Below are 26,906 nucleotides of genomic sequence, written 5' to 3'. Positions count from 1 at the left end.
GCTTCTTCCTTGTCCTCCCGCGAAGGCGGGAGCCCAGGCTGTGTTCCCGACTTTTGGGGACACACAAGGGGGGCGGCAATTCAACGAAAAACGCCCCGGGTTTCCCCGAGGCATTTTTGTTACTGGCTGGCCCCGACACGGGAGTTAATCCCGTGTCGTCGGACGCGGCGTTGCCGCGACGGCCGGTCGGATGCGTGCGGCTGGGCCGCACCGGCGCGTAGCTGACGCTACGCGGCCTCGCATCCTAATCGATCTTCGGCAGGGTCTCAAACTGATGGTACGGCGGTGGCGAGGAGATCGTCCACTCCAGCGTCGTCGCACCGTCGCCCCAGGGGTTGTCGCCTGCCTTCTTGCCGGCCGCCAGCGACCAGATCAGGTTGACGAAGAACACCACCATGCCCGCGGCCATGATCATGTAGCCGACCGATGCGACCGTGTTCCAATGCTCGTACTGCGGCGTGTAGTCCGGGATGCGGCGCGGCATGCCCTGCAAGCCCAGGAAGTGCATCGGGAAGAACATCACGTTCACGCCGATGAAGAACACCCAGAAGTGCAGCTGGCCGAGGAACTCGTTGTACATCTTGCCGGTCATCTTCGGGAACCAGTAATAGAACCCGGCGAACAGCGAGAACACCGCACCCAGCGACAGCACGTAGTGGAAATGCGCCACCACGTAGTAGGTGTCCTGCATGTAATCGTCGATGCCGCCGTTCGCGAGCACCACGCCGGTCACGCCGCCGACGGTGAACATGAAGATGAACCCGATCGACCACACCATCGGCGTCTTGAAGGTGAGCGAGCCGCCCCACATAGTCGCAATCCACGAGAAGATCTTGATGCCGGTCGGGACCGCAATGACCATCGTCGCTGCGGTGAAGTACATCTTGGTATTCACGCTGAGACCCGTCGTGAACATGTGGTGCGCCCACACGACGAACCCGACCACGCCGATCGCGACCATGGCATACGCCATGCCGAGATAGCCGAAGACGGGCTTGCGGCTGAACGTCGAGATGATCTGGCTGACGATGCCGAAGCCCGGCAGGATCATGATGTAGACTTCGGGATGGCCGAAGAACCAGAACAGATGCTGGTACAGGACGGGATCGCCGCCGCCGGCCGGATCGAAGAAGGTCGTACCGAAGTTGCGATCGGTCAGCAGCATCGTGATGGCCGCAGCCAAGACCGGCAGCGCCAGCAGCAGCAGGAACGCGGTGACGAGCATCGACCACACGAACAGCGGCATCTTGTGCAGGGTCATGCCCGGCGCACGCATGTTGAAGATCGTCGTGATGAAGTTGATCGCGCCGAGGATCGACGATGCGCCTGCGAGATGCAGCGCGAGGATCGCCATGTCGGTCGACGGCCCGGGCTCGCCATAGGTCGAGAGCGGGGCGTAGAGCGTCCAGCCGTTACCCGCGCCACCGAAGAACGGCGAGGCCAGCAGCAGCGTGAACGCGGGGATCAGCAGCCAGAACGACACGTTGTTCATTCGCGGGAACGCCATGTCGGGCGCACCGATCATGATCGGCACGAACCAGTTGCCGAAGCCGCCGACCATCGCCGGCATGACCATGAAGAACACCATGATCAGGCCATGCGCGGTGATCAGCACGTTCCAGAGATGGAGCGATTCGTCGAGGCTGGCGGGGCCGCCGTGGAGCATCGACGCCCAGCCCTGCAGATACTGGATGCCGGGATGCGCGAGCTCGGCGCGCATGAGACCCGAGACCGAGCCGCCGATGATCCCCGCGACGATCGCGAAGATCAGGTACAGCGTGCCGATGTCCTTGTGGTTGGTCGACATGAACCAACGCGCGAAGAAGCCCGGCTTGTGATCGGTGTCGTGGTGATGGTCGTGCGCTTCGTGGGACACGAAGGCCGACGGGGTGAGAGCGATGTCGGTCATCTTACTGTCCCGCGTTGCCGGCGCCGGCCGGGTTTGAGGTCGCGCCCTGCGTCGTCGCGGGGGCTGTAGTGGTCACGTTCTCGACCGGGCCGGTGGCGTTGGCGGTTTCCGCCGCCTCCTCGACCTTCGCCGCGGAGCCGTCGGCGCCGGGCTGCGGGATGACCTTGTCGGACGCCTTGCCGGGGGTGGGCATCGTGCCGCCCTTCGCCTTGACCCAGGCCGCGTATTCGGCGGGCGGAACCGCCTCGACCGCGATCGGCATATAGCCGTGGCGCGCGCCACAAAGCTCCGAGCACTGGCCGAAATACAGGCCGGGCTTGTCGATCGTGAAGCTGGTCTCGTTCAGGCGGCCGGGGATCGCGTCGAGCTTGATCCAGAACGCGGGGACCGCCCAGCTGTGGATCACGTCGTTCGAGGTGGTGATCAGGCGGATCGGCACGCCGACGGGGAGGACGATGCGGTTGTCGGTGGCGAGCAGCTTGGGGCCGTCGGCATCGGTGCGCGGCCGCTCGCCGGCGGCGACGTCAGCCTTTTCCTTCAGCATGTTGGCGGTAATCTCGAAGCCGCCATTGTCCGGATACTGGTAGGTCCAATACCATTGGTTGCCGATCGCCTTCAGCGTCACCGCGCCGGAGGGCGCCGGCTTGAACTGGGCTTGTAGCAGGCCGATCGAGGGGACCGCGATCAGGACCAGGATCACGACCGGCGCGAGCGTCCAGATGATCTCGATGAAGGTATTGTGGCTGGTCTTCGACGCGACCGGGTTGCGCGCCTTGCGGTAGCGGAACGAGACCCAGAACAGCAGCGCGAGGACGAACAGCGAGATGATCGTGATCGTCGGCACCAGGATCGAATTGTGCATCCAGTGCGCGAACTGACCGTTCTTGGTGACCTGCGGCTGGAGCCCGAACAGGCCGTCCGTGGGCTGGCCGATCATCGGCTTGACCGTCATCGCGGGCGCACCGTCCATCGCGAGCTCGGGGCTGGACGGGTTGGCGGTCGGCTTTGCCGCGGCGGTCGTGGGTGCCGTGTTCGAGACTCCGGCGGGTGCTGCAGCAGCCTGCGGTGCCGGTGCGGCTGGCGTTGGCTGGGCCGCGTGCCCGGCACCACCGAGACTCGCCAGTGCGAGCCCCGCTGCCATCGCAAATCCTCTCATCCCCATCTTGCGCATCGTTTTTATTGACCCCGGTTTATAGCGAACCCGATTCCGGACGCGCGGATGTCTTCTTATGATTTGGGAAGAGCTATACCCAGCGGGGGGGCTTGCCTCAAGTCTTGTCTCTAACCATCGTCTTACACGCTCCCGTCATCCTGCCGAAAGTCAGGACCCAGGATCACAAACGGCATCCCGTGTGGCTCTGGATCCTGACTTTCGTCAGGATGACGGGGTAGATGACGTGTGATGCTTGAAGCACCGGTAGTCGTTGCGTGCGGTTTCCCGCGCTCGTATCAGCGCGGGCAGACCATTTGGAGCGATGACCCGCGATGACCGAAGACGACGTGCTCGCCGAATTCCGCGCTGCCGAAGCGTTGCTCGAAGGGCATTTCATCCTGTCCTCCGGCCTGCGCAGCTCGCGTTACCTCCAATGCGCGCGGGTCTTGATGGATCCCGCCCGTGGCGCCCGGTTGTCGGAAGCGCTGGTGGCGTCGATCCCGGCCGAGTTGCTTGCGCAGATCGATATCGTCGTCTCGCCGGCGATGGGCGGTGTGATCGCCGGCCACGAAATGGGCCGCGCGCTGGGTGTCGAGGCGGTATTCCTCGAGCGGCCCGACGGCGTGTTCGAACTGCGCCGCGGGTTCCGCCTGGCGCCGGGCCAGCGCGTGCTGATGATGGAGGACGTCGTCACCACGGGGCTGTCGTCGCGCGAGGCGATCGCGGCGATCGGGCGCGCGGGCGGCGTGACCGTGGCGGCAGCGGCGTTGGTCGATCGCTCGAACGGGACGGCGGATCTCGGCGTGCCGTTCTTCCCGCTGATTCGGCTCGACGTGCCGACTTATCCGGCGGATGCCTTGCCGCGCGAACTGGCCGCGATCCCTGCGATCAAGCCCGGCAGCAGGGCTGCGGCATGAGCCGGGACCTGCGTTTAGGCGTCAACATCGATCACGTCGCGACGGTGCGGAATGCAAGGGGGGCGGGGTATCCCGATCCGGTGCGCGCGGCGCTGGTTGCTGCGGCCGCGGGCGCGGACGGGATCACCGCGCATCTGCGGGAGGATCGGCGGCACGTCACCGACGACGACATCGCGCGGTTGTCGGCGGAGCTGGCCATTCCGCTCAACCTGGAGATGGCGGCGACCGACGAGATGCTCGGCATCGCGCTGCGCCACAAGCCGCACGCGGCGTGCATCGTGCCGGAAAAGCGCGAGGAACTGACCACCGAGGGCGGGCTCGACGTCGCCGGGCATTACGACCGGATGGCGCGGCTGGTCGATGCGCTGGCGGGGGCGGGCATCCGCGTGTCGCTGTTCATCGAACCGGACGCGCGCCAGATCGAGGCGGCGGTGCGGCTCAAGGTGCCGGTGGTCGAGCTGCATACCGGGCTGTATGCGGAGCTGTCGGGTGAGGCGCGGACGGTTGAGCTGCGGCGGCTAACCGATGCGGCGGCGCTGGCGGCAAAGAACGGCATCGAGGTGCACGCGGGGCACGGGCTGACCTACGACAACGTCGCGCCGATCGCCGCGATCCGGCAGGTTCGGGAGCTGAACATCGGGCATTTCCTGGTCGGGGAGGCGCTGTTTGTCGGGCTTGGCGAGGCCGTTCGGTTGATGCGTGAGGCTATGGATGCCGCGCGGTAGGCAGGCAGTTTTGTTCGCGCAGAGGCGCAGAGGCGCGGAGCAGAAGAGGGGGCTGGCCCATGGCTGGATTCTCTCGCATGCTAACTCGATCTTGCCGCTTTTGCGGCCCTTATACTCTCCGCGCCTCTGCGCCTCTGCGCGCAAATCTAATTTTGTCTTCCGACTCCAGGCCGTATCGTGATTATCGGGCTTGGGTCGGACCTGTGTAACATCGAGCGGATCGCGGCGTCGGTCGAGCGGTTCGGGGAGCGGTTCGAGCAGCGGGTGTTTACCGATGTCGAGCGGGCGAAGGCGGCGCGGCGGCCTTTTACCAAGGCCGGGACGCTGGCGAAGCGGTTCGCCGCCAAGGAGGCGTTTTCGAAGGCGGTGGGGACCGGGTTTCGGGCGGGCGTTTTCATGTGCGACATCGGCGTGGTCAACGCCCCGAGTGGCGCGCCGACATTGGCATTGACCGGAGGCGCCAAAGCGAGGCTTGACGCGTTGACCCCCGAAGGCCACGCCGCGCGCGTGCATCTGACGATGACCGATGATCACCCGTGGGCGCAGGCCTTTGTGATCATCGAAGCTATACCTCTGATATCCCCGGACATGCGCCAGGATACGAATCGATGAAGGACGCGGCGTTGGACGGCAACGAGTTCCAGGAAAAGCCCCTCGCGCAGACCCCCCTAGCGCAGACCACAGCGGTCGATCCCGCGCCAACGGCCGGCACCAAACCGGAAACGACCCGCCGCCGCGGCACCGACTGGTGGGGCGAGGTGAAGGGCATATTCTGGCTGATCCTGGTCGTGCTCGGCTTCCACAGCTTCATCGCCAAGCCCTTCTATATCCCCAGCGAATCGATGCTGCCGGGCCTGCGGATCGGCGACCGGCTGGTGGTGACCAAGTTCGCCTATGGCTGGTCGTTCGTCTCGCCGACGATTCCCGACCCGATCGCGATTTTCAAGGGCGTCGTGCTGCGCCAGCAGGAAGAGAGCTGGAGCGTGCAATTGCCGTTCATCCACGGCCGGTTGTTCGGCTCGCTGCCGACGCGCGGCGACGTGGTGATCGTGACGCCGCCGGGAACGCATAACGACTATATCAAGCGCGTCATCGGCCTGCCCGGCGACAGGCTGGCCGTGCGCGGCGGGATCGTGTTCCTCAACGGCGTCGCTGTGAAGCGCGGCCCGCTGCACGACACGCTGATCCCGGTCGATACGAACAGCCCGTGCAGCGAGATCGACTATCCCGGCGCGCGTGAGACGCTGCCCGACGGGCGCGCAATGTGCCGCCTGCCGACTTATACCGAGACGCTGCCGAACGGTCGACGCTACGAGACGATCGATCTGGAATCGGACAGCCAGGGCGACAATTTCGCGGAGATCACGATCCCCGCGAACCATGTCTTCCTGATGGGCGACAACCGCGATCGCTCCGCCGACAGCCGCTTTCCGCTGACCCAATTGGGCCTCGGCGGGCCGGTACCGTACGAGAATCTAGGCGGGCGTGCGGAATTCATAACCTTCAGCCTCGATGGCGACGCAACGTTCAACCCGCTGACCTGGTGGGGATCGTTGCGCCCGGATCGTGCCGGTACCTCGCTGCATCCCGCCAAGGTCGATTGAGGTGGCCGACGATAAAGCCGTCACCGAACTCAGCCCGGTCGAGATGCGCGATCCGTTTCTGCGCAAGGAGCTGAAGCGCGCGGTCATCTGGCTCGGGCTCGCCTGTCTGATCGCGCTGCTGATCGTGCTGGTGCAGCCGTTGCTGATCATCTTTGCCGGCGTCGTATTCGCGGCGTTGCTGGACGGCGGCGTGCGGTTGCTCGGGCGGGTACTGCCGATCGGGCGCGGCTGGCGGTTGCTGATCGTCGTGCTGCTGACGTTCGCGTTCCTGGTGGGCACGTTCATCCTGACCGGCGTGCAGGTGACCGAGCAGGTCATGCAGCTGCGCTCGACGCTGGAATCGCAGGCCAATCGCTTCACCACCTATCTGTCGTCGCAGGGGCTGATGCCTGGTGCGTCGGACGTCAACGGCATCGCCAAGCAAGCGCTCGGGTCGGTTGGACGCGTTACGTCGTGGGTCGGCAGCGCGATCGGCGCGATCACGAGCATGTTCATGATGCTCATCCTCGGGCTGTTCATCGCGATGGATCCGGGCACCTATTCGCGCGGGCTACAGTGGATGGTGCCGATCGATCTGCGCCCCGAATTCGCCAAGACGCTGGACAGGATGGGCACGACGTTGCGCAAGCTGCTCGCCGGGCGCCTGCTCGGCATGGCGGTCGAGGGCGTCGCGAGCGGAATCGCGCTGGCGGTCGGCGGCGTGCCGATGGCAATGCTGCTCGGCATCATCGCGGGCATCCTGGCGTTCATCCCGAACGTCGGCGCGATCGTGACCGGCGTGCTGATGATCGCGGTCGGGTTCAGCGCGGGAGTCGACACGGGCTATTGGGCGATCGGCACGTATCTGATCGTGCAGACGATCGACGGGTACGTGATCGTGCCGATGGTGGCGAAGCGCACGGTGGATTTGCCGCCCGCGCTGACTCTCGGCGCGCAGATCATGGCGAGCGCGCTGTTCGGGATCCTGGGGCTGGCGCTGGCCGATCCGATGACCGCGATGATCAAGACCGCGCTCGAGCGGCGGTCGGAGCGGGAAGAGGAGAAGGCCGAGGCGAGTGATGGTGAGGCTACGGCCTGATCCAGTTTAGCGCCCCCTCCAACCTAATCCACGTCCAAGCTCCCATTACGTCATCCCCGCGGACGCGGGGACCCATATCCTCCGAGTTCGCCAGTATGGGTCCCCGCGTCCGCGGGAATGACGGGGGGGATGGCCTGGAACGTCAATGGGGCGGGTAATCGGGTAGGAAGTTACCGCCTCACCAACTGATCGAAGAGCGCGAGGTAGCGATCAGCCGAGTCCGCACCGGGTTGCGGTACCGGCTCCGGTCGCTGAACAGTCCGCACGAGCCACGCATCCAGCGCTGCGACCAACGCCGCCGCATCGTCCAGACCGACAACCGTACCGCGCTCGCGACGATCGACGATCTCGGCAACCGCTGCGCTCGAGTCCGTCGACACCACCGGTGTGCCGACCGACAATGCCTCGCGCAACACGCCCGGCACGCCTTCGTAATCCGAGGTCAGCGCCAGCACTGTGGCGCGCGCCATCGCCGGCAGCGGATCGCTGCTGTGACCGAGCAGGATCACCCGAGAGGTCAGGCCGAGCGCGCGGATCTGCGCTTCGAGCGCGGTCCGCGTGGTGCCCTCGCCGAGGATCACCAGCGGAATGGTTCGGTCCGCCAACAGCGGTAGCGCGGCGATCAGTCGGTCCCAGCGCTTCTGCGGTTCGAGCCGACCGACCCCGAGGATGAAGCGATCGGGCAGGTCCGGCGTCGCCCCGCGGATCGGCACCGCCGGCGGGTTCGGGATGACGCTGGTGCGTCCGACCATGTGCGTCGCTCGCGCCGCCTCGTCCGCGGTTGCCGGGGTCATCGCGACGAGGTGATCGAGGAAGCTGCCGTGGCGCGCGAGCCAGATCTGGTGCGCGGCATGCACCGCTCGTCCATGATCGGCGCGCGTGGCGGCGTTGGACATCTTGGCGACGATCGGCGGGCAGTGCTTGCCCAGTCGCAGCCGGGTCCATGCTGCGCTCCAGGTATAGAAATTGCCAGGGCAGAAGATCACGTCCGGCGACAAACGCCGCACGACCTTCGGCAACGTCAGCAACCGAAACGGCGAAACGATCTCCAGCCCCTCGGGCAGTTCCGCCGCCAGCGGCCCGGCAATATCCTCGATCGCCAGCGTCACGCGCCGCCCCGCTGCGAGCCAGCCGCGGGCGAGGCGCAGTTGCGCGCGTTCGACCCCCCCGCCGCGGAGGTCCTCGGCATAGGTCAGGATGTGCTGGGCGACCGGCGACATACACAACACTGAAACATGGGAGTCATCATAATGCACGATTGGTAGAGCGGAGATCGCGACCGAATGAAACCGACTTTGCGTGCACGACCGGCGGCCAAAGGCTATTGTCGCGCCATGATACCGGGTTCGACCGGGGCGACGTGCGACCCTTGCAGACATGGCGTGAGGACAAGCGATTGACGATGCGACCGCCGACTGCGGCCGATACCGCCGGTTATGCCGACGTCTCCAGTGTCGGACTCGCGCCGTTGAAGACGGTCCGCAGCCGCTGGCCGGCGATCATCGGCGCGGTGCTGACCGGCGCGATGATCGTCGGGCTGGCGCGCGAGCTGTTCGGACATGGCCTGGCGGGGCTCGGCCGGTCGGTCCCTGGAGATCCGCGCTTCTATCTGTGTTTCGCGGCGCTCTACATGGCGTCGCCGACCGGCGACTACGTCATCTTCCGCCGGCTATGGGCAATCCCGATCGGGGGGCTGGTCGCGCTGATCAAGAAGCGGATCGCGAACGAAGTCGTGTTCGGCTACTCGGGCGACGCGTATTTCTACGCCTGGGCGCGCGCGAAGGCACAGATGGTCGCGTCGCCGTTTGGCGCGGTGAAGGACGTCAGCATCCTGTCGGCGATCGCGGGCAATGCGGTGACTCTGCTGCTGGTCGCGATCGCGCTGCCGTTCGGGCGGGACCTGTTGACCGCGGATCAGTTTCGCGCGGTGTTGGCCTCGGCGGGGGTCACGTTCGTGATATCGCTGCCCTTCCTGATCTTCTCGCGGCGGGTGTTTTCGCTGGCACGGCCGCTGCTGTGGTGGGTGTTTTCGGTGCATTGCATCCGGCTGTTGCTCGGATCGGTGCTGATCGCGCTCGCCTGGCATTACGCGCTGCCCGCGGTGTCGATCGGCATGTGGATGTTTCTCGCCGCCGGGCGTCTGCTCGTGTCGCGGTTGCCGCTGGTGCCGAACAAGGACCTGTTGTTCGCCAACGCGGCGATCCTGCTGATCGGTCAGGATCAGGCCCTGTCCGAACTGATCGCGTTCACCGCGGCGCTGACGCTGCTCGTGCACGTCGCGCTGATCGTCGCCTTCGGTGCGCACGCGATCGCGACGCGGACGCCGGCCACGGTTTCGAAGCGGGCTCGATCGTGATCCGTTCGGGAATCGCCCTATGCATCGGGCTTGTCGTCGCGGCGCCGGTGGCGGCGCAGACGATCCTCGGCAGCGATGCGGCCGCGTGCCAGCCGGGTGGCGGGCCGGCGATCGCGGTCGAGATCAGAGGGCTGAAGGATCGCACCGGCGAGTTGAAGCTCGAACTCTACCCGAGCGAGGAAGCCGATTTCCTCAAGGACGACCGCGTGCTGATCGCGGCGGGCAAGACGTTCCGGCGGGTGACCGTGCCGACGCCCGCGACCGGGCCGACGACGCTCTGTATCCGGGTGCCGAAGCCGGGGCGCTATGCGCTGTTGCTGACGCACAATCGCGACGGGAAGAACAAGTTCAGTGTCTGGACCGATGGCGCCGGGTTCGCGAGCAATGCCAGGCTCGGGCGGTCGCGGCCGAAGGTGGCGCAGGCGCTGGTCGAGGTGGGGGCGGGGGTGACGGTCGTGCCCATCACCGCGCAATATCTGCGCGGGCTCGGCGGGTTCGGGCCGATCGGGTAAACCCGTCGCGGTGAAGCCGGTCGCTAGTGTGAGGGCGGCACGTACAGCGTGAAGCGCGTGCCGGGCATGGGGATCGCGCGATAGCTGTTGCGGATCGCCGACATTGCGAGTGCGCGGTCGAGGCTGGCGTCTCCGCTGGTCTCCGGACCTTCGCCGCCGGTGAGGATCGGTGCGCCGGTCCGGTAAGCGCGTGCGCGGGACATCAGGTGGAGCGTGCGTTCCTGTTGCCAGTCGAGCAGGCGGGTGCTGCGGAAGTAGAACGGGCCGGTGGCGAAGGCGGGATCCGGCAGGCGGTTCGCGGCGGGCAGCATCTGTGGCGACAGCGTCGCGATCGGACCGGGAATGCCGGTTCGATCCAGCGTCCGACCGACCGCGTGCCCTTCGCGCAGGGCCTGGGCGAGTGAGAGGCCGTCCGGGCTGGCCAACGCGGCGATCGAGGGCGCGAGCCCGGCGGCGGCGAAGATCGCGAGCGCGATCCGCCACGGCCGGGTTGGTGGCGCGATCAACGAGAGGCGGACGAACAGCGCGGGGAGGGCCGGGAGCAGATATTGCCGCCAGGTCGGGAACGGCAGCAACGCGGCGATCAGCCCGGCGAGGATCAGTGCGTCGAACAGCCCGGTCGCGCGACGTCGCCTGGCGTCTCGCGCGATCAGGACCAGCGCGGGGAGCGCGGCGCCGAGTGCGAGGAACTTGAGCGTGTCGATCGCCTTGGCCGGAAGCGACATCTTCCAGGGGCGAGACGCGTAATATTCGGCGGGCCCGCGCGCCGGGAAGGTCAGCGTCCCGAACACGAAACCGGCCGGGCTGATGGCATAGCTCCAGACGACGAACGCGATCACCGGCAGCGTGCCGAGCATGACCGCGACGGGGCGGTGACGGCGATGGATCAGTGCGTAGAGCCCGTAGGTTAGCGCGGGGAGCGCGTAGGAAACCTTCGCGGCGGCGGCGCTGGCGAGCAGCAGGCCGATCAGCAGCGCGCCGTCCCGCGTCGCGCGACCGGTTTCCGCGCGGGCGATCAGCGGGAGTGCGGCGGCCAGCAGCGCGGCGGGGAGCGCGTCGTTGCGCGCGGTGCCGATGCTGAAGAGGAGGATGTCGCAGGTCGCGAACAGGGCTGCGCAGGTGAGGGCGGCTTTGGGTTTGGCACCTAGGGTGCGGGCGGCAGTGTGTACGCAGGCTATCGTCGCGACGCCGAGGAGGGCGTTGAGGATGCGTAGGGCTGGCCAAGTCCAGATGCCGGCGAGGAGTGCGACAGGTGCGAACAGGTACGGCTGGAGCGGGGTCTGGAGGTAGGCGAAGTCTCTGTACGGGAGCAGGCCGTGCGCGGTCAGCGCGGCGGCGGCGACGTACTGGCTTTCGTCGTGGTCGACGGGGCGGAGGAGCGCGAGGGTGATGAGGATGATCGCCAGCGCTGCGAGCATTAGAAGAGTGTTCACCCGCGAAGGCGGGTGCCCAGACTGGGCACCCGCCTTCGCGGGTGAACAGGGTTGGGGAGCGGTGTGCTTCATTACTCAGGTCCACCCAGCTCGCTACCACCCCGGCGGAGGCCGGGGCCCAATTGGGGGACGGTTATGATTGAGGGCGGTGCTCGGTTACCCCGGCCTTCCCAATTGGGCCCCGGCCTTCGCCGGGGTGGAGGGGACGAGGCCACGGGTCAGGCTTTTACCGCAGTCAGGAAGTAATCGAGGCTCGTCGAGTCGCTCAGCGTGAACCCCGTCGCCGGCGAGAAGCTCAGCCCCCGCGTATCCGTCACGCGTAGCCCCGCGTCCTTCAGCAGCGCGGTCAATTCCTCGGGCGTCAGGAACTTGTTCCAGTCGTGCGTGCCCTTGGGAATGGTCCCGGTGCCCTCCGCCACGGTGATCATTGCGAGCCGCGACAGCGGCGTCCGGTTAGGGGTCGACAGGATCAGCAGGCCGCCGTCCGCCAGCGTCCGCGCGAGGCCCCGCACGAAACCGGCCGGGTCGCTGACGTGTTCGATCACCTCGAGGCTGGTGACGAGGTCGAACTGCCCGACCAGCCCCTCTACGCCTCCCGCGCGGTAGTCGATCGCGAGGCCACTCTGCGCGGCATGGATCTCGGCGACCGCAATATTCTCAGGCGCCGCGTCGATCCCCGTCACTGTCGCGCCGAGCCGGGCGAGCGGTTCGCACAGCAGCCCCGCGCCACACCCGACGTCGAGCGCGGTCTTGCCCTCCAGCGGCGTGAAGCTCGTACCGTCGCCACCCCAATGCGCGTCGACCTGCTCGCGGATGTAGCACAGCCGCGGCGGGTTCAGCTTATGGAGCGGGCCGGACGAGCCCTTCGGATCCCACCAGTCCTTCGCCATCGTGCCGAAATGCGCAGCCTCGCGCGGATCGATTGTTGCGTTATTGTGCGTGTCGCTTGCCAGTATCATGCGCGCTACCTATCAGGGCCGCCGCTTCGACCCAAAGGGATTTGCGCAGTTCATGGCCCGTATCGTGATGAAATTCGGCGGCACGTCGATGGCGGGGATCGAACGCATCCGCAACGTCGCCGCGCGCGTGAAGCGCGAAGTCGATGCCGGCAACCAGGTCGCCGTCGTCGTCTCGGCGATGGCCGGCGAGACCGATCGGCTGGTCGGCTTCTGCCGCGAGGCGTCGTCGCTGTACGATGCCAAGGAATATGACGTCGTCGTCTCGGCGGGTGAGCAGATCACGAGCGGCCTGCTCGCGATCGCCTTGCAGGCGGCCGGGTGCAAGGCCCGGAGCTGGCTCGGCTGGCAGCTGCCGATCAATACGTCCGACGCGCACGGCTCGGCCCGCATCGGCGAGATCGACACGGCCGCGCTCGATGCGAGCCTCGCGGACGGCATCGTTGCGGTGATCCCCGGTTTTCAGGGCGTCGCGGACGGCCAGCGCGTCACCACCTTGGGGCGCGGCGGATCGGACACCTCGGCGGTGGCGATCGCTGCGGCGATGAAGGCCGATCGCTGCGACATCTATACCGATGTCGACGGCGTCTACACGACCGACCCCCGGATCGTCCCGCGCGCGCGGAAGCTCGGCAAGGTGACGTATGAGGAGATGCTGGAACTCGCCAGCGTCGGCGCCAAGGTGTTGCAGACGCGGTCTGTCGGCCTGGCGATGAAAGAGAATGTGCGCGTGCGCGTGCTGTCTTCGTTCGAAGACGGCGATACCAATGACGGACATCGTGGCACGCTCATCGTGGGCGAAGAGGAAATCGACGATATGGAACGCCAGCTCATCACCGGCATCGCGCACGACAAGAACGAGGCGAAGATCACCCTGACTCAGGTCAGCGACCGGCCGGGTTCGGTCGCGGCGATCTTCGCGCCGCTCGCGGACGGCGGGATCAACGTCGACATGATCGTGCAGAACGTCGCGCACTCGACCGGCTCGACCGACGTGACCTTCACGGTGCCCGCGGCGGACCTCGCGCGATCGCTCGATATCCTCGACAAGGCGAAGGCTGCGATCGGCTATGCTACGATCGTCCACGACACGCGCGTCGCCAAGGTCTCGGTGGTCGGCGTCGGCATGCGCAGCCACGCGGGTGTCGCCTCGACGATGTTCACCACGCTCGGCGAGCGCGGCATCAATATCCAGGCGATCGCGACGTCGGAGATCAAGGTCAGCGTGCTGATCGAAGAGGATTATACCGAGCTCGCGGTGCGCGTGCTGCACACCGCGTACGGGCTCGATGCCGAGGATGCAGCGTAAAACTCTCCCCTCCCGCTTGCGGGAGGGGTCGGGGGAGGGCTAGGCGGTCGTGATGACCGATATGTCCGCGCCTCAGGCACACCCCTCCCCCGACCCCTCCCACAAGACGGGAGGGGAGCAGAGACTGCAACGCCGGATGGCGCGTGGCGCCGCGTTCCTCGGGTCGGAGGTCGCGATTCTCGGCGGCGCGATGTCGTGGGTGAGCGAGCGTCACCTCGTCTCCGCGATCTCCAACGCGGGCGGGTTCGGCGTGATCGCGTGCGGGGCGATGACACCCGCTCTGCTCGATACCGAGATCGCCGCGACCAAGGCGATGACGGACAAGCCGTTCGGCGTGAACCTGATCACGATGCACCCCGACCTGTTCGAGCTGATCGCCGTCTGCACCAGGCATAACGTCGGCCACATCGTGCTCGCCGGTGGCCTGCCGCCGAAGGGCAGCATCGAGGCGATCAAGGAAACGGGCGCCAAGCTGATCGCGTTCTCGCCGGCGCTGGCGCTCGCGAAGAAACTGATCCGCAGCGGCGTCGACGCGCTGGTGATCGAGGGCATGGAAGCCGGCGGCCATATCGGCCCGGTCTCGACCAGCGTGCTCGCGCAGGAGATGCTACCCGAGATCGCGGAGCAGGTCCCCGTGTTCGTCGCCGGCGGGATCGGTCGCGGCGAGGCGATCGCGGGCTATCTCGACATGGGCGCGGCGGGCGTCCAGCTCGGCACGCTGTTCGTGTGCGCGACCGAATCGATCGCGCACGCCAATTTCAAGAAGGCCTTCATCCGGGCGTCGGCGCGCGATGCGATCGCCAGCGTGCAGATCGATCCGCGGCTGCCGGTGATCCCGGTCCGCGCGCTGAAGAACGCGTCGAGCGAGCTGTTCACGGCAAAGCAGCGCGAGGTTGCCGGGCATCTCGATGGTGGCCGCGTGGAAATGGCCGAGGCGCAGTTGCAGATCGAGCATTACTGGGCGGGCGCGCTGCGCCGCGCAGTGATCGACGGCGATGTCGAGCATGGCTCGGTGATGGCGGGCCAGTCGGTCGGCATGGTCAAGCGCGAGGAGCCGGTCGCGGACATCATCGCCGGGTTGATGGCGCAGGCCGCTACCGCGCTGGAGGCACGCGCGGTTTAGCCCTTATCCTCCCCCTTGCGGTGGAGGATCGAGAGGGCGTCGTCTCAGTGGCACCACCCCGGCGGAGGCCGGGGCCCAATTGGGGGACGTTGCTGATTGCCGGCGCGCTCCGTCACCCCGACCTTTCCAATTGGGCCCCGGCCTTCGCCGGGGTGGTCGTCTGGTGGGTAGGCGCGTCCCTTTTGCGCAGCCAACCCCAACCCCACCCGCTCTCCACTCGCCGCAAATCGCGTACGGCTTACGCATCGTTAACCTTCTCCGTGCCAGACATGTCCCGTCGGGGGACATCACGAGGTGGTTGCGATGAGTCGTCGGTTTGCATTGTTGTCTTTCACCGCGCTGGTTCTCGTGGCCGGGTGCGCGCCGAAGCCCAAGACGGTTGCGGTGGTCGCGGCTCCGGAGGTCGCGGCACCGGTTGCGGCGCCCGCCATGCCGAAGGGCGCGTCGCCGACGATGGTGATCCCGGTCGCGCTTCCAGACGGGACCTATCCCACGCCGAATCGCAACCTGACTCCCGCCGCCAAGGTCTGGCACCTGCGCGCCGCGCTCAACGTCGCTGCGCTTGCCTGCCGCGGACCGCAGGAAGGCGCGATCATCGCCAGCTACAACGCGATGCTGTCGGCGCAGAAGCCGGTGCTCGCCAAGGCCGAGGCGACCTACGCCAGCGAGTGGAAGTCGGGCGGCCGCGACTGGCAGGACCGCTACGACGACGCGATGACGCGGCTATACAATTTCTTCTCGCAATCCCCCGCGCGCGACGATTTCTGTGCGGCGGCGAGCACCGTGCTAGCGCAGAGCGCTGGCGTGTCGGCCGAGGCGATGCCGGCGTTCGCGGCACAGCAACTGCCCGTCCTCGAGCGGCCGTTCACCGATTTCTATCGTGCGTTCGATGCCTGGCGCGGTCGTACCGTGGCAGCGCCGGTGTACGCGCAGCGGTCGCAACCCGTGCTGGCCTCGCGGCAATATGCGTCGAACATGACCGTCCAGACGATCACGCAGGCACGGCTCCAGCCGATCTCGCAACCGGTACCGCCGCCGCAGCCCCGGCTGAAGCTGGACCCCAGCGTCTTCCAATAACGCCGTTTCGGTCGTCCGTTCGCCGCAGCAACGCTTTCCTGACGGCTTAAGGTTGGCTTCGTCGCAAAGACTGGGTTAACAGCCGCGGCGATGGCAGAGGCACAGGATCAACCGACCGGCGGCCGCTTCGAAGGACGCGAGCACCGGTTTCCGGTGCGCGTGTATTTCGAGGACACCGACCTGTCGGGCGTCGTCTATCACGCCAATTATCTGCGCTATATGGAGCGCGCGCGCTCCGATATGCTGCGCGTCGCCGGCATCGACCAGCGCGCGGTGCACGAAGCGGGCGGGGGCGCCTACGCGGTCGCCAGCCTCGCGATCCGCTACGCCGCACCCGCAAAGCTCGACGACGCGCTGCTGGTCGTCACGCGACTGACCCGGGTCCGCGCGGCCGGGGTGTCCATTCATCAACGAGTCATGCGCGACGCGGTTGTCTTGACCGAGGCGGATCTGGTGGTGGCGCTCGTTGCCACCAGCGGCCGTCCCGTACGCCAGCCGCGCGCCTGGACCGACATCTACGAACGCCTAGTCTGGCAGGGGGAAGCATGAATCCGGTGTTGACTATGGAGAGCGCGACGCTGTCGCCGATCCACTTGTTCCTGCAGGCCGACTGGGTCGTGAAGGGCGTGATGATCGGGCTGCTGCTCGCCAGCATCTGGACCTGGGCGTTGATCTTCGCGTTCTGGCGGCGGATCGGCAGGACGCGCAAAGGCATGACCCGATTCGAGCGCGATTTCTGGAAGGCCGAGGATATCGACGTCTTCTACAAGGCGGAGGGCGAGAACGACCTGCCGTCGGCGCGCGTGTTCGCGGCCGGCGTGACCGAGTGGCGGCGCTCGACCGCGGGCGGCACGATCGACAAGAGCGGCACGCGCGAGCGGCTGGCGACGACGATGGGCGCAGCCGTCGCGGGCGAGATCGACAAGCTGTCGGATCGGCTCAACGTGCTGGCGACGGTCGGCTCGGTCGCGCCGTTCGTCGGGCTGTTCGGGACGGTGTGGGGCATCATGCGGAGCTTCACCAGCATCGCGGCGGCACAGAACACCTCGCTCGCGGTGGTCGCGCCGGGCATTGCGGAGGCTTTGTTCGCGACCGCGATCGGCCTGTTCGCGGCAATCCCCGCGGTGATCGCCTACAATCGGTTCTCGCACGGCATCAACCGGATCGAGGCGAGCCTCAACCGGTTCGCCGACGGTTTCCACACGACGCTGTCGCGCCAACTGGACGGCTCGCGATGAGCGGGCTGGCAAATCCTCCCCTGCAAGGGGAGGTGGCTGGCGTAGCCAGGCGGAGGGGTGATGCCCTCTCGATAGCGCGACACCCCTCCGTCAGCCCTGCGGGCTGCCACCTCCCCTTGCAGGGGAGGATTTAAGGTGGCGATGAACCTTCCCTCCAGTCGCGGCCGCGGCCGGCGCGCGCCGATGGCGGATATCAACGTCACGCCGCTCGTCGACGTGATGCTGGTGCTGCTGATCATCTTCATGGTGACCGCGCCCTTGATGACCGCCGGCGTGCCGGTAAACCTGCCCGATGCGCGCGCCAAGGCGCTCGACCAGGAGCAGAAGCCGGTCGAGATCTCGATGGATGGGGCCGGCGCGCTGTTCATCGACAAGGATCAGGTGACCGATGACGCGCTGCCGGTGCGGCTCGCTGCGATCGCTGCAAGCCGTGCGGTGGGGGACGAACCGCAGGTACTGCTGCGCGCGGACCGGAAGCTCGATTACGGCCGCGTGATGCGCGTGATGGGCGAACTCAACCGCGCCGGGCTGAACCGCGTCGCGCTGGTGACCGTCGAGGGTAATCAGAACTGATGGCGCTCGGCTGATGGATCGTTCGGAGAAGATCGGCTTAGGCGTTGCCGTCGTCGGGCATGCGGTGCTGTTCGGGCTGTTGTCGCTCGGGTTTCTCAGCGCGCCCGAACCGCCGAAGATCCAGCAGCAGCCGATCGACGTGAGCCTCGTCCCCGACGTGGCGCTGGAGGCGACCGCGCCGCAAGCGACCGAGGTGCCGGCGCAGTCGATCGCGCCTGACGAAGGCGCGCCCGAGGATGCCGCGCCGCCGGCGCCTGACCAGGCGGAACCCGAGCCGAAGCCCGATCCGGTGCCACCCGCGCCGCAGCCCCGGCCGACACCGCCGAAGCCCAAACCGCAACCGGCGCCCGAACCTAAGCCCGAGCCCAAACCGCAGCCCAAACCCAAGCCGGCCCCGCCCAAGCCCGCCGCCAAGCCGGCGCCGGTGAAGAAGCCGGTCGAGAAGCCCAAGCCGGCGCCTGCCAAAGCCAAACCGACCAAGGCCTCGCCCGAGAAATCGGCGCCAGCCAAGACCACGACGAAGGCGAAGGACTCGCCCGCCAAGTCATCGTCGAGTTCTTCCAAATCCGCCAAGCCGTCCTCGACCAAGGGCAGCGGCTCGACCGCGGAGGCCAAGACCTCGCGCCCGCGCGGCTCGCGGCTCGGCGACAATTTCCTGAAGGGGCTTTCGGCCGATCCGTCGCCGAGCAAGTCCGAGGCGCCGAGAGCGGCCAAGATGGATGCGAAAGCGGCGACCAATATCGGTTCGGCGATCCTTAGGCAGGTACAGCCCTGCGCCAATCGGCAGGTGACACCGGGGCCTGGGGCTGAGCGCATTCGTGTAAAAATCAATCTGCGGCTGAACCGCGACGGCTCTCTTGCAGGTCGTCCGACGATCAGTGAGCATACTGGGGTCGACGAGGACAACCAGCGCTACGTAGCGCGAGTCGACGATTTGGCGATTGCGACCTTCGTGGGGTGTTCGCCGCTACGCGGTTTGCCTGACGAGCTATATGACGTGCCGCATGGCTGGAGCAATTTCAGCCTGCGCTACAAACTTCCCGGCTGAGGATGTCCGTTATGATCCGTTTGATCCTGGGGTTTTTCCCTTCGCGCCAGACCGTCCCGGTTGCAGGTGACCACCTGTCGCACGGTAACCACCCCGGCGAAGGCCGGGGCCCAATTGGGAAGGTCGATGTAATGATGCGCAACGTTCCCTCAGCGGCGTCCCCCAATTGGGCCCCGGCCTCCGCCGGGGTGGTTTCGGGTGGGCATAGGGCACGATCGGTTCTGGCTTCGGTCGGGCTGCTCGCGTTCGTCTCCGGCGGTGCCGCCTACGCTCAGGATGCACCCGCACCAGCGCCGGTACCCCAGCAGGCCCCCGCCGATCCAGCCGCGCCAGCCGCCCCAGCAGGCGATCAGTCCGGCGGGCTCGTGGTCGACGTCACCGGCGGTATCTCCGCGCCGATGCCGATCGCGATTCCCGTCATGCCGACGTCCGCGGTCGTCTCCACCCCGGCAGGCTCGACCGACGCGCTCGGGCGCCAGCTCGCCGACATCGTCACCAACGACCTGCGCAATTCCGGCCTGTTCACGCCGCTCTCCCCCGGCCAGCTTCGCCCGGTCAGCTTCCCCGAAGTCACCGCGCCCGGGTTCGACTATTGGGGCAGCACGGGCGCGCAGGCGCTGGTGCAGGGCTTCATCCGCGCCAACGGCGACGGCAATCTCACCGTGGGCTGCTACCTCTACGACGTGTCGTCCAAGGCGGAGCTGACGCGCACCGGGTTCGTCGTATCGCCATCCGACTGGCGCCGCGCAGGGCATAAATGCGCCGACATGGTCTACACCCGCCTCACCGGCGAAGGCGCGTATTTCGACAGCCGCGTCGTCTACGTCTCCGAGACGGGCCCCAAGGGGCGCCGCATCAAGCGGCTCGCGATCATGGATCAGGACGGTGCCAACCACCGCTTCCTGACCAACGGCCAGTCGATCGTGCTGACGCCGCGGTTCGCGCCGAACCAGCAGTCGATCGTCTATATGAGCTATCTGAACAATCGCCCGGCGATCTATGTCTACGACATCGGTTCGGGCAGGCAGCGGCTCGTGGTGGCCAATGCCAATTTGACGTTTGCCCCAAGATTCTCGCCGGATGGCCGCAACATCCTGTTCTCGATGGCGCAGGGCGGCAACACCGATATCTACCGCGTGTCCTCGCAGGGCGGCACGCCGCAGCGCCTGACCAACTCGCCGGGGATCGATACCGGCGGCAGCTATTCGCCCGACGGCTCGAAGATCGTGTTCGAGAGCGACCGCTCGGGCGGGCAGCAGATCTACGTGATGAACGCCGACGGCTCGAACCAGCAGCGGATCAGCTTCGGCGGCGGGCGGTATGCGACGCCGGTCTGGAGCCCGCGCGGCGACCTGATCGCGTTTACCAAGCTTGGTGGCGGGTTCCGGATCGGCATCATGAGCCCGAGCGGCGGCGGCGAGAAGCTGCTCACCAACGACTGGCAGGACGAGGGTCCGAGCTGGTCGCCGAATGGTCGCGTGATCAACTTCTATCGTTCGGGACGCGGCAGCGGCGGCAAGGCGGATCTCTGGTCGGTCGACCTTACGGGTGTGAACGAGCGCAAGATTCCGACGCCGCTCGACGGTTCGGATCCGGCATGGGGCCCGCTTCGCCCATAAATCTGCTATGGGGGCGGTAATCGGGGCTATAATTTTCTACGGGAGACTGTCTATGTCGAAGCTTTCCAACGTCTTGCTTGCATGTACCGCGCTGATCGCCGTGTCGGGCTGTGCCAAGAAGCGCCCCGCCGTGCTCCCGCCGGCGCCGGTGGACAATAATGCACCGGTCGATCCCAATGCGGGCATGAACAACGGCAATGTCGGCGGCGCGATCGTGCCGGGGTCGGATGCCGACTTCCAGCGCTCGGTCAGCTCGAACACGGTGAATTTCGGGCTCGACATGTACGACATCGATCCGACCGCGCGCGCGATCCTCGACAGCCAGGCGCAGTGGCTGGCGAAGTTCCCGAATCGCCGGATCACGATCGAAGGCCATGCCGACGAGCGCGGGACGCGCGAATACAATCTGGCGCTCGGCGATCGTCGTGCGAACGCGACCAAGAACTATCTGGCGGCGCGCGGCGTGTCGGCGGACCGGATGACGACGATCAGCTACGGCAAGGAACGACCGGTGGCGCTGGGGTCTGACGAGCAGAGCTGGGCGGCGAACCGTCGCGCGGTCACGGTGGTGCTGAACTAGGATGCTGCGGCAGTCCCTCTCCCCTGCGGGGAGAGGGAGGGAGGAGCCGCTTGGCGACGGAAGGGTGAGGGGCTTTGGGATTAGTGTCCCGAGCCTCAAGCCCCTCACCCTCCCACGTGCAAGAGCCCGCGGGCCCCTCCCTCTCCCCGGAGGGGAGAGGGTAAGCGCGTCAGCCCAACGCTCTGTCGAGCAGTTTCGCCAGCCGGATACCCCCGCGGCGCACCTCCTCGCGCGACACCGGCACCATCTTCGCGATCGTCGCCTCGTCCATCTTGACCCGTGCCGGCACGGAGCCGCACGCATCCCCGCCGAGCGCCGCGGCATACGCCGTATGCGCGGCTTCCCAGCTCTCCCGACTCCAGTCGGTAACCGTCCCAGCCCCGATCTTCGCCCGCTCGGCGGCCGGATAGCGCCGCACCAGCGACGGCGGCGTCGAGATCGCGCGCTCCGCCAGCGGGCCATCCCAGATCGAGTGCAGGTTAAACCGCGCGGGGCCGTAGATCCCGTAATCCGCCTTCACGTCGTTGCCGCCCTTGTCGTTGCGGTCGCCCGCATGCAGCGGTTGGTGGAGATCGCCGACGAAGTGGATCAGGAACGCCAGCGCCTGGACGCGGTCCTTCGGCGCGGTGGCGCGATCCCGCAGCAGCTTTACGTCGCGATCGATCTGGACCGAGACGCAATTGCCGTCCTTGCACGACGGGGTGAGGTCGAACGGCGCGCAGACGTCGGCATCCTGGAAATGCCAGGTATAGGCGAACCCGAAGCGCGACTTGCCGTCGGCGGTCTTCAGCGGCTTGATGCAGTCCGCCCAGACGCTCGCCTGTTCGATCGTGCCGGCCGGGCATTCGGGCGTGTCGAGCAACGCCTGTTGCGCGAGCAGCTTCCGGATCGCGGCCTTGGTCTTGGGCGTAACGTTGGCATAGGCGATCTGTGCGACGGTCTGGTGGCCGTACTCCCAGAATGCGGTGGCGGGGGAGGCGAGGCCGAGCAGGGCCGAGGCGGCGAGGAGATAGCGCTTCATGCCGGCTCGTTAGCGTAGATCGCGACCGTCCTGCTACCCGCCGATGTTGCGTGCCCGCGGTACATGCCGACGGTGTTGAAACCCCACGCCATGTCGCCGCCCGGCCCGGCGACGATCACCCCGCCGGTACCGCCTAAGGCCTTCACTTCGGCGAGTACCGCGTCAGCGGCGGTTTGCAGCGATTCGCCCGCCAATCGCACGCGCGCGGCAATCTCGTGACCGACGCCGACGCGCAGGAAGAACTCGCCCGAGCCGGTGCACGATACCGCGCACGCACGATCGTCGGCGAAGGTGCCCGCGCCGATTACCGGCGTATCGCCGATCCGGCCCCAGCGCTTGCCGGTGACGCCGCCGGTCGACGTCGCGGCGGCGACATGGCCGTGCGTGTCGCAGGCGACCGCGCCGACCGTGCCGTATTTCATATCGACGTCGAACCCGCCGCCATCGGCCTGGAACTCGGCGAACTGCCGGCGGCGTTCGTCGGTCGCGAACCAGTCGGTATCGGCTTGCGGCAATCCACGATCGCGCGAGAACGCGTCGGCTCCCGCGCCGGCGAGGAAGACGTGGCGCCCGTCGTCGAGGATCGCGCGCGCGAGCCCGACCGGGTTGCGCGTCGCGGTGGCCGCCGCGACAGCGCCTGCCGCTCGGCTGCGGCCGTCCATGATCGCCGCGTCGAGCTCCAGCGTGCCGTCATGCGTGAACACCGCGCCGCGTCCCGAGTTGAAGTGCGGATCGTCCTCCAGCACGCGGACCGCCGCCTCGACCGCGTCGAGCGCGCTGCCACCATCCGCCAGCACCGCCGACCCGGCGTCGAGCGCGCGCGACAGGCCGGCACGCGCGCCCGCATCCTGGTCGGGCGAAACCATCTCGGCGTCGAGCTTGCCGGCGCCGCCGTGAATGACGAGGGTCCAGGTCATGATGATGCTTTCGGGGTGAGGGGGCGAAGGCCGATCAATGGGCGCAGCGGGGTTATGCTGCGGCCGATCAGGTAGAAGGCGACGCTGCCGACGATCGTCGCGACGAGCAGGCACGCGAACTCCGCCCAGCCCGGGAGACCGGCGGGGAGCAGCGTATACATGCCGAGGACGATAATCGTCTGGTGGATCAGGTAGAACGGGAACACGGCTTCGGTCAGCACCGGGCGCCAGCGATGGTCGCGGTTCCCGTGGCGTTCGGCGATCCCGATCAGCGCAATGATCGCGCCCCATTGCTCGAGCGCATGCGCGACGCCGTAGGGCATGTAGACCCAGCGCGGCGCTTCGATGTCGCCGGGCCAGTGCAGTTCGACGCCGATGATGAAGAGGTATCCGAGCACCGCCGCGCCCGCGCCCGCTTTCCACCACCCCGCTATCGCCGCCATCGCGGCTTCGGACCGCGCAAGCCCGAAGCCGAACAGGAAGGCGGGGAAATAGGTGACGTGCGCGACCCAGTCGCCAACCAGCTCTTGGGTCTCGGCGGCCATCTGGAACCACCAGGCGTGGACGAAGATCAGCCACGCGACGGGCAGTACGACTGCGCCCCAGCCGCCGAACACCCAATCGAACGCGCGTTGCAGCCAGTCGCCGCGCACGACGACCAGCCCGAGCGTCAGGACCGCGGTGTAGGCCCAGAGATAGACGACGAACCAGAGGTGGTTCCAGGTCGGCAGCGTGAGCCCCGCGAGCGTGCCGAAGCGGAAATAGTCGTGGCTCCAGAACATCCAGTAGCTGCCGGCATAAGCGTGTTTGGTGACCAGCTCGACCCAGGGTTGCGGCGGGACGATGACGGCGATCCCGAACAGCAAAGGCACCAGCAGCCGGGAACAGCGATTGGCGAAGAACCCGCCGACGCCGCGCGACCGGGCAAGCAGCGCGCGGCTCGCATAGCCCGAGACGACGAACAGCAACGTCAGGCGCCACGCATTGCTGGCGAGCATCGGCAGCCGCACCCAGTCCTCGACATGGAGCGACTTCACGTGGAAGTTCCACGGCACGAAGACCATGCCGATGTGGTAGACGATCAGCAGGGCGAACGCGCCGATCCGCAGCCAGTCCATGCCGAAATGCCGGGTCATCGCGCGGCCCTACGGGGCGGGGAGCGGGGCCGCAAGCGTGCGACTGCCCACCCGTTCTCCGTGTCAGTTCAGGCCTCTCGGTTCAGGCCTTCATGCGCGGCGTGCCGAGGAAGTCGCGCTTGCCGATCGGCACGCCCTTCGCGCGCAGGATCGCGTAGGCCGTGGTCGCGTGGAAATAGAAATTGGGCTGCGAGAACGACAACAGGAAGTTCGCGCCGGTGAAGGGCATCACGAACGTGCCGAATTCGAACTTGGTGTCGCTCTCGGCCAGCGTGTCGAAGTCGTCCCTGTCGATCGCCTCCAGCGTCGCGATCGCGTCGCGCAATACCGTGTGCAGGCCTGCGAAATCGGTCGGCCACGCGCTTCGATCGGGAGTGAAGACGCCGCCCCGGACGCCCTCGATCCCGCCGACCGAATGCGCCGCGCAGGATTTCACCTGGTAGCCGAACGGCAGCATGTCGTCGGCGAGCTTCGCGTCGATCAACGCCGCGGGCTCGATCCCCTGCTCGGTCGCGAATGCCGCCGCCTTGTCGATCAGCGCGTCGAGCGCGCGAAGGATCTGGAGGTTCGACGGGATCGTCGCGTCGTAGAGGGAAAAGGTCATCGATCGCTCTCCTGCAAAGAAGGCGCTGCTATGACCGACGGCGGCAGTGTCGACCAGCGATGTTCCGTTCCTGCCTGCAAGTCGCTATATACGGCGGCGAACTCCCGAGGAATCTCCATGTCCCTTCGTCCCTGGCGCGATATCACCCGCCGCAAGAGCCGCCAGATCATGGTCGGCAACGTCCCCGTCGGTGGCGATGCGCCGGTCACGGTGCAGACGATGACCAACACGCCGACCGACGACGTGCGCGCGACGGTCGACCAGATTCGTCGTTGCGAAGACGCCGGCGTCGACATCATCCGCGTGAGTTGCCCAGATGTCGAATCGACCGGGGCTCTGAAGCAGATCGTTCGTGCGAGCCGCGTACCGATCGTCGCCGACATCCATTTCCACTACAAGCGCGCGCTGGAAGCGGCGGACGCTGGCGCGGCCTGCCTGCGGATCAATCCCGGCAATATCGGTTCGGCGGCGCGCGTGAAGGAAGTCGTCGACGCGGCAAAGTCCAATGGCTGCGCGATCCGGATCGGCGTCAACGGCGGTTCGCTCGAGCGGCACCTGCTCGAAAAATACGGCGAGCCTTGCCCCGATGCACTGGTCGAGTCGGCGCTCGATCATATCAAGCTGTTGCAGGACCACGACTTCCACGAGTTCAAGGTCGCGGTGAAGGCGTCCGACCTGTTTCTCGCGGTGGCAGCGTACCAGCAGCTTGCCGAACAGGTCGATTGCCCGCTGCATCTCGGCATCACCGAGGCGGGCGGGTTCGTCGGCGGCACGGTCAAGTCTGCGATCGGGATGGGGAGTTTGCTCTGGTACGGGATCGGCGACACGATCCGCGTGTCGCTCTCCGCCGAGCCGGAAGAGGAAGTCCGCGTCGGGTTCGAGATCCTCAAGGCACTCGGCATCCGCAATCGCGGCGTCCGCGTCGTGTCGTGTCCATCGTGCGCGCGGCAGGGTTTCGACGTGATCCGGACGGTGCAGGCGCTGGAGGAGCGGTTGCAGCATATCCGCACGCCGATGTCGCTGTCGGTGCTCGGCTGCGTGGTAAACGGCCCCGGCGAGGCACGCGAGACCGACATCGGCATCACCGGCGGCGGCAACGGGAAGCACATGGTGTATCTGTCGGGTGTCACCGACCACCACGTCCAGGACGCCGACATGGTCGACCACATCGTCCGGCTGGTCGAAGCGAAGGCCGCGGAAATCGAGGCGGCGGACGAGGCGGCCGCGGCACTGGTGCCGGTGGCGGCGGAATAGGGGCTACCTCTGCGGTCCGTCATCCTTACGAAAGTCAGGATCCAGGGTAACGAACGCGGACCTCAATGGCTCTGGATCCTGACTTTCGTCAGGATGACGAGGAATAGGGCGCAGGCTCCTTCTCGTTCTCCCGCGAAGTTGGGAGCCCAGGATAAAAGGCGATGACGGTTGCGGCTCCTGGCCCCCGCCTTCGCGGGGCAACGGTGCTAATGCACTGTCGCCGACGCTGGCCGATCCTCCCCCGCCAGGGGGAGGTGGCGCGAAAGGCGACGGAGGGGGAGGACACGCAACAGCGGTGATCTCTTTACCTCCCCCTCCGTCTGGCAAGTGCCAACCACCTTTCCCTGGCGGTGGAGGATCGACACATCGAATGACGCTCCTTTCGGGCAACGCGGGGCGATGGCGTGCCGGTTCGATGCAGCGTATGGGATACTGATGACGACGGCCGCCGATCTCGATGCTCTGACCGCGCTGGATCAGGCGGCGACGCCCGGGCCTTGGTATGTGCGAGCCTTGGACGACGACAATGCATCGTGCGCGACCGCTGTCGCGACGAAGCTAAACACATCCGACGACAATGATGATCTCTCCGGCTCGACCTATCACGGCGTGGTAGCGGCAACCTCGATCCAGCATCACGACTATGTTGTCCCCGCCGATGGACGGTCGCACGAAAATGCTGCGCTGATCGCGGCCGTTCGGACAGCGCTTCCCGAACTGCTTCGACTGGCGCGGATCGGTGCGGCAGCCGATCGCGCCTGATA

27 protein-coding genes are annotated in these 26,906 nt (G+C 66.9%); 18 read left to right on the top strand and 9 right to left on the bottom strand.

Translation table 11 applies throughout. The features are described 5' to 3' along the window. Window positions 1–244: 244 nt before the first annotated feature. Both ctaD and coxB read right to left on the bottom strand, forming a co-directional pair. Window positions 245–1,909: a cytochrome c oxidase subunit I gene (ctaD, locus tag ACLBWL_RS00195; protein ID WP_447789147.1), complete on the bottom strand. Its 1,665-nt coding sequence runs from the start codon at window positions 1,907–1,909 to the stop codon at window positions 245–247. Window position 1,910: 1 nt separating this feature from the next. Next, window positions 1,911–3,050 carry a cytochrome c oxidase subunit II gene (coxB, locus tag ACLBWL_RS00190; protein ID WP_447789145.1) on the bottom strand — a complete coding sequence of 380 codons (1,140 nt, stop codon included), beginning with the start codon at window positions 3,048–3,050 and terminating at the stop codon, window positions 1,911–1,913. 344 nt (window positions 3,051–3,394) lie between these two features. Here coxB and pyrE point away from each other — a divergent pair, with 344 nt between their 5' ends. The 5 genes from pyrE to ACLBWL_RS00165 all read left to right on the top strand — a co-directional run bounded on the left by pyrE (window position 3,395) and on the right by ACLBWL_RS00165 (window position 7,386). Further along, a complete protein-coding gene (gene pyrE, locus ACLBWL_RS00185; protein ID WP_447789144.1) occupies window positions 3,395–3,979 on the top strand; it encodes an orotate phosphoribosyltransferase in 585 nt (194 codons plus the stop codon). After that, complete coding sequence (locus ACLBWL_RS00180; protein WP_447789142.1) at window positions 3,976–4,704, top strand: pyridoxine 5'-phosphate synthase; 729 nt, start codon at window positions 3,976–3,978, stop codon at window positions 4,702–4,704. Before pyrE ends, ACLBWL_RS00180 begins: the two co-directional genes overlap by 4 nt. 177 nt (window positions 4,705–4,881) lie before the next feature. Beyond that, window positions 4,882–5,316, top strand: coding sequence for a holo-ACP synthase (acpS, locus tag ACLBWL_RS00175; protein WP_447789140.1), 435 nt, complete (start codon window positions 4,882–4,884; stop codon window positions 5,314–5,316). Further along, the gene (lepB, locus tag ACLBWL_RS00170) at window positions 5,313–6,308 is read left to right on the top strand and encodes a signal peptidase I (RefSeq protein ID WP_447789138.1); all 996 of its coding nucleotides are present in this window, start codon (window positions 5,313–5,315) and stop codon (window positions 6,306–6,308) included. The genes acpS and lepB overlap by 4 nt, the downstream gene beginning before the upstream one ends. 43 nt (window positions 6,309–6,351) lie before the next feature. After that, window positions 6,352–7,386 carry an AI-2E family transporter gene (locus tag ACLBWL_RS00165; RefSeq protein WP_447791911.1) on the top strand — a complete coding sequence of 345 codons (1,035 nt, stop codon included), beginning with the start codon at window positions 6,352–6,354 and terminating at the stop codon, window positions 7,384–7,386. Window positions 7,387–7,556: 170 nt separating this feature from the next. Here ACLBWL_RS00165 and ACLBWL_RS00160 read toward each other — a convergent pair whose 3' ends face one another. Beyond that, window positions 7,557–8,606: a glycosyltransferase gene (locus ACLBWL_RS00160; protein WP_447789136.1), complete on the bottom strand. Its 1,050-nt coding sequence runs from the start codon at window positions 8,604–8,606 to the stop codon at window positions 7,557–7,559. Window positions 8,607–8,788: 182 nt separating this feature from the next. Here ACLBWL_RS00160 and ACLBWL_RS00155 point away from each other — a divergent pair, with 182 nt between their 5' ends. Further along, on the top strand, window positions 8,789–9,742 hold the full coding sequence (locus ACLBWL_RS00155) for a hypothetical protein (protein WP_447789134.1): 954 nt from the start codon (window positions 8,789–8,791) through the stop codon (window positions 9,740–9,742). Next, entirely contained in the window at window positions 9,739–10,254 is a 516-nt protein-coding gene (locus ACLBWL_RS00150) for a DUF2141 domain-containing protein (protein WP_447789132.1), read from the top strand. Before ACLBWL_RS00155 ends, ACLBWL_RS00150 begins: the two co-directional genes overlap by 4 nt. 23 nt (window positions 10,255–10,277) lie before the next feature. Here the strand turns inward: ACLBWL_RS00150 and ACLBWL_RS00145 are convergent, their stop codons facing one another. Together ACLBWL_RS00145 and ubiG are read right to left on the bottom strand one after the other, a co-directional pair. After that, window positions 10,278–11,672, bottom strand: a complete 1,395-nt coding sequence (locus ACLBWL_RS00145; RefSeq protein ID WP_447789130.1) for a DUF2029 domain-containing protein — start codon at window positions 11,670–11,672, stop codon at window positions 10,278–10,280. 233 nt (window positions 11,673–11,905) lie between these two features. Next, window positions 11,906–12,646: a bifunctional 2-polyprenyl-6-hydroxyphenol methylase/3-demethylubiquinol 3-O-methyltransferase UbiG gene (gene ubiG / locus ACLBWL_RS00140; RefSeq protein ID WP_447789128.1), complete on the bottom strand. Its 741-nt coding sequence runs from the start codon at window positions 12,644–12,646 to the stop codon at window positions 11,906–11,908. Window positions 12,647–12,698: 52 nt separating this feature from the next. Here ubiG and ACLBWL_RS00135 point away from each other — a divergent pair, with 52 nt between their 5' ends. The 9 genes from ACLBWL_RS00135 (at window position 12,699) to pal (ending at window position 21,210) form a co-directional block, all read left to right on the top strand. Beyond that, a complete protein-coding gene (locus ACLBWL_RS00135; RefSeq protein ID WP_447791909.1) occupies window positions 12,699–13,952 on the top strand; it encodes an aspartate kinase in 1,254 nt (417 codons plus the stop codon). A 136-nt stretch (window positions 13,953–14,088) separates the two neighbouring features. Then, window positions 14,089–15,075, top strand: a complete 987-nt coding sequence (locus ACLBWL_RS00130) for an NAD(P)H-dependent flavin oxidoreductase (RefSeq protein WP_447791907.1) — start codon at window positions 14,089–14,091, stop codon at window positions 15,073–15,075. Window positions 15,076–15,378: 303 nt separating this feature from the next. Continuing rightward, window positions 15,379–16,152 carry a hypothetical protein gene (locus ACLBWL_RS00125; protein ID WP_447789127.1) on the top strand — a complete coding sequence of 258 codons (774 nt, stop codon included), beginning with the start codon at window positions 15,379–15,381 and terminating at the stop codon, window positions 16,150–16,152. Window positions 16,153–16,242: 90 nt separating this feature from the next. Continuing rightward, window positions 16,243–16,701, top strand: a complete 459-nt coding sequence (locus tag ACLBWL_RS00120; RefSeq protein WP_447789125.1) for a YbgC/FadM family acyl-CoA thioesterase — start codon at window positions 16,243–16,245, stop codon at window positions 16,699–16,701. Continuing rightward, complete coding sequence (tolQ, locus tag ACLBWL_RS00115; RefSeq protein WP_447789123.1) at window positions 16,698–17,390, top strand: protein TolQ; 693 nt, start codon at window positions 16,698–16,700, stop codon at window positions 17,388–17,390. Before ACLBWL_RS00120 ends, tolQ begins: the two co-directional genes overlap by 4 nt. Before the next feature lie 135 nt (window positions 17,391–17,525). Continuing rightward, window positions 17,526–17,963 (top strand): protein TolR, encoded by a 438-nt coding sequence (tolR, locus tag ACLBWL_RS00110; RefSeq protein WP_121886293.1) that lies wholly within the window; start codon window positions 17,526–17,528, stop codon window positions 17,961–17,963. Between the two features lie 13 nt (window positions 17,964–17,976). Next, window positions 17,977–19,011, top strand: coding sequence for a cell envelope biogenesis protein TolA (locus tag ACLBWL_RS00105; RefSeq protein WP_447789121.1), 1,035 nt, complete (start codon window positions 17,977–17,979; stop codon window positions 19,009–19,011). Window positions 19,012–19,142: 131 nt separating this feature from the next. Next, window positions 19,143–20,630 carry a Tol-Pal system beta propeller repeat protein TolB gene (tolB, locus tag ACLBWL_RS00100; protein ID WP_447789119.1) on the top strand — a complete coding sequence of 496 codons (1,488 nt, stop codon included), beginning with the start codon at window positions 19,143–19,145 and terminating at the stop codon, window positions 20,628–20,630. Window positions 20,631–20,682: 52 nt separating this feature from the next. Continuing rightward, window positions 20,683–21,210 carry a peptidoglycan-associated lipoprotein Pal gene (gene pal, locus ACLBWL_RS00095; protein WP_447789117.1) on the top strand — a complete coding sequence of 176 codons (528 nt, stop codon included), beginning with the start codon at window positions 20,683–20,685 and terminating at the stop codon, window positions 21,208–21,210. Window positions 21,211–21,379: 169 nt separating this feature from the next. Here the strand turns inward: pal and ACLBWL_RS00090 are convergent, their stop codons facing one another. From ACLBWL_RS00090 to ACLBWL_RS00075, 4 genes are all read right to left on the bottom strand, one after another. Then, window positions 21,380–22,231, bottom strand: coding sequence for a S1/P1 nuclease (locus ACLBWL_RS00090; RefSeq protein WP_447789115.1), 852 nt, complete (start codon window positions 22,229–22,231; stop codon window positions 21,380–21,382). Then, on the bottom strand, window positions 22,228–23,148 hold the full coding sequence (locus ACLBWL_RS00085) for an isoaspartyl peptidase/L-asparaginase family protein (RefSeq protein ID WP_447789113.1): 921 nt from the start codon (window positions 23,146–23,148) through the stop codon (window positions 22,228–22,230). The genes ACLBWL_RS00090 and ACLBWL_RS00085 overlap by 4 nt, the downstream gene beginning before the upstream one ends. Beyond that, window positions 23,145–24,284 (bottom strand): acyltransferase family protein, encoded by a 1,140-nt coding sequence (locus ACLBWL_RS00080; RefSeq protein ID WP_447789111.1) that lies wholly within the window; start codon window positions 24,282–24,284, stop codon window positions 23,145–23,147. Before ACLBWL_RS00080 ends, ACLBWL_RS00085 begins: the two co-directional genes overlap by 4 nt. A gap of 82 nt (window positions 24,285–24,366) precedes the next feature. Continuing rightward, complete coding sequence (locus ACLBWL_RS00075; RefSeq protein WP_447789109.1) at window positions 24,367–24,888, bottom strand: DUF1993 domain-containing protein; 522 nt, start codon at window positions 24,886–24,888, stop codon at window positions 24,367–24,369. Between the two features lie 117 nt (window positions 24,889–25,005). Here ACLBWL_RS00075 and ispG point away from each other — a divergent pair, with 117 nt between their 5' ends. After that, window positions 25,006–26,142, top strand: coding sequence for a flavodoxin-dependent (E)-4-hydroxy-3-methylbut-2-enyl-diphosphate synthase (gene ispG, locus ACLBWL_RS00070; RefSeq protein ID WP_447789107.1), 1,137 nt, complete (start codon window positions 25,006–25,008; stop codon window positions 26,140–26,142). 435 nt (window positions 26,143–26,577) lie between these two features. Further along, a complete protein-coding gene (locus ACLBWL_RS00065; RefSeq protein ID WP_447789106.1) occupies window positions 26,578–26,904 on the top strand; it encodes a hypothetical protein in 327 nt (108 codons plus the stop codon). The last annotated feature ends 2 nt before the right edge of the window (window positions 26,905–26,906 follow it).

The organism is Sphingomonas sp. M1A8_2b, from assembly GCF_053345535.1.
Note: the sequence above shows the minus strand (reverse complement) of the source record. Positions and strands in the feature narration are given on the sequence as shown.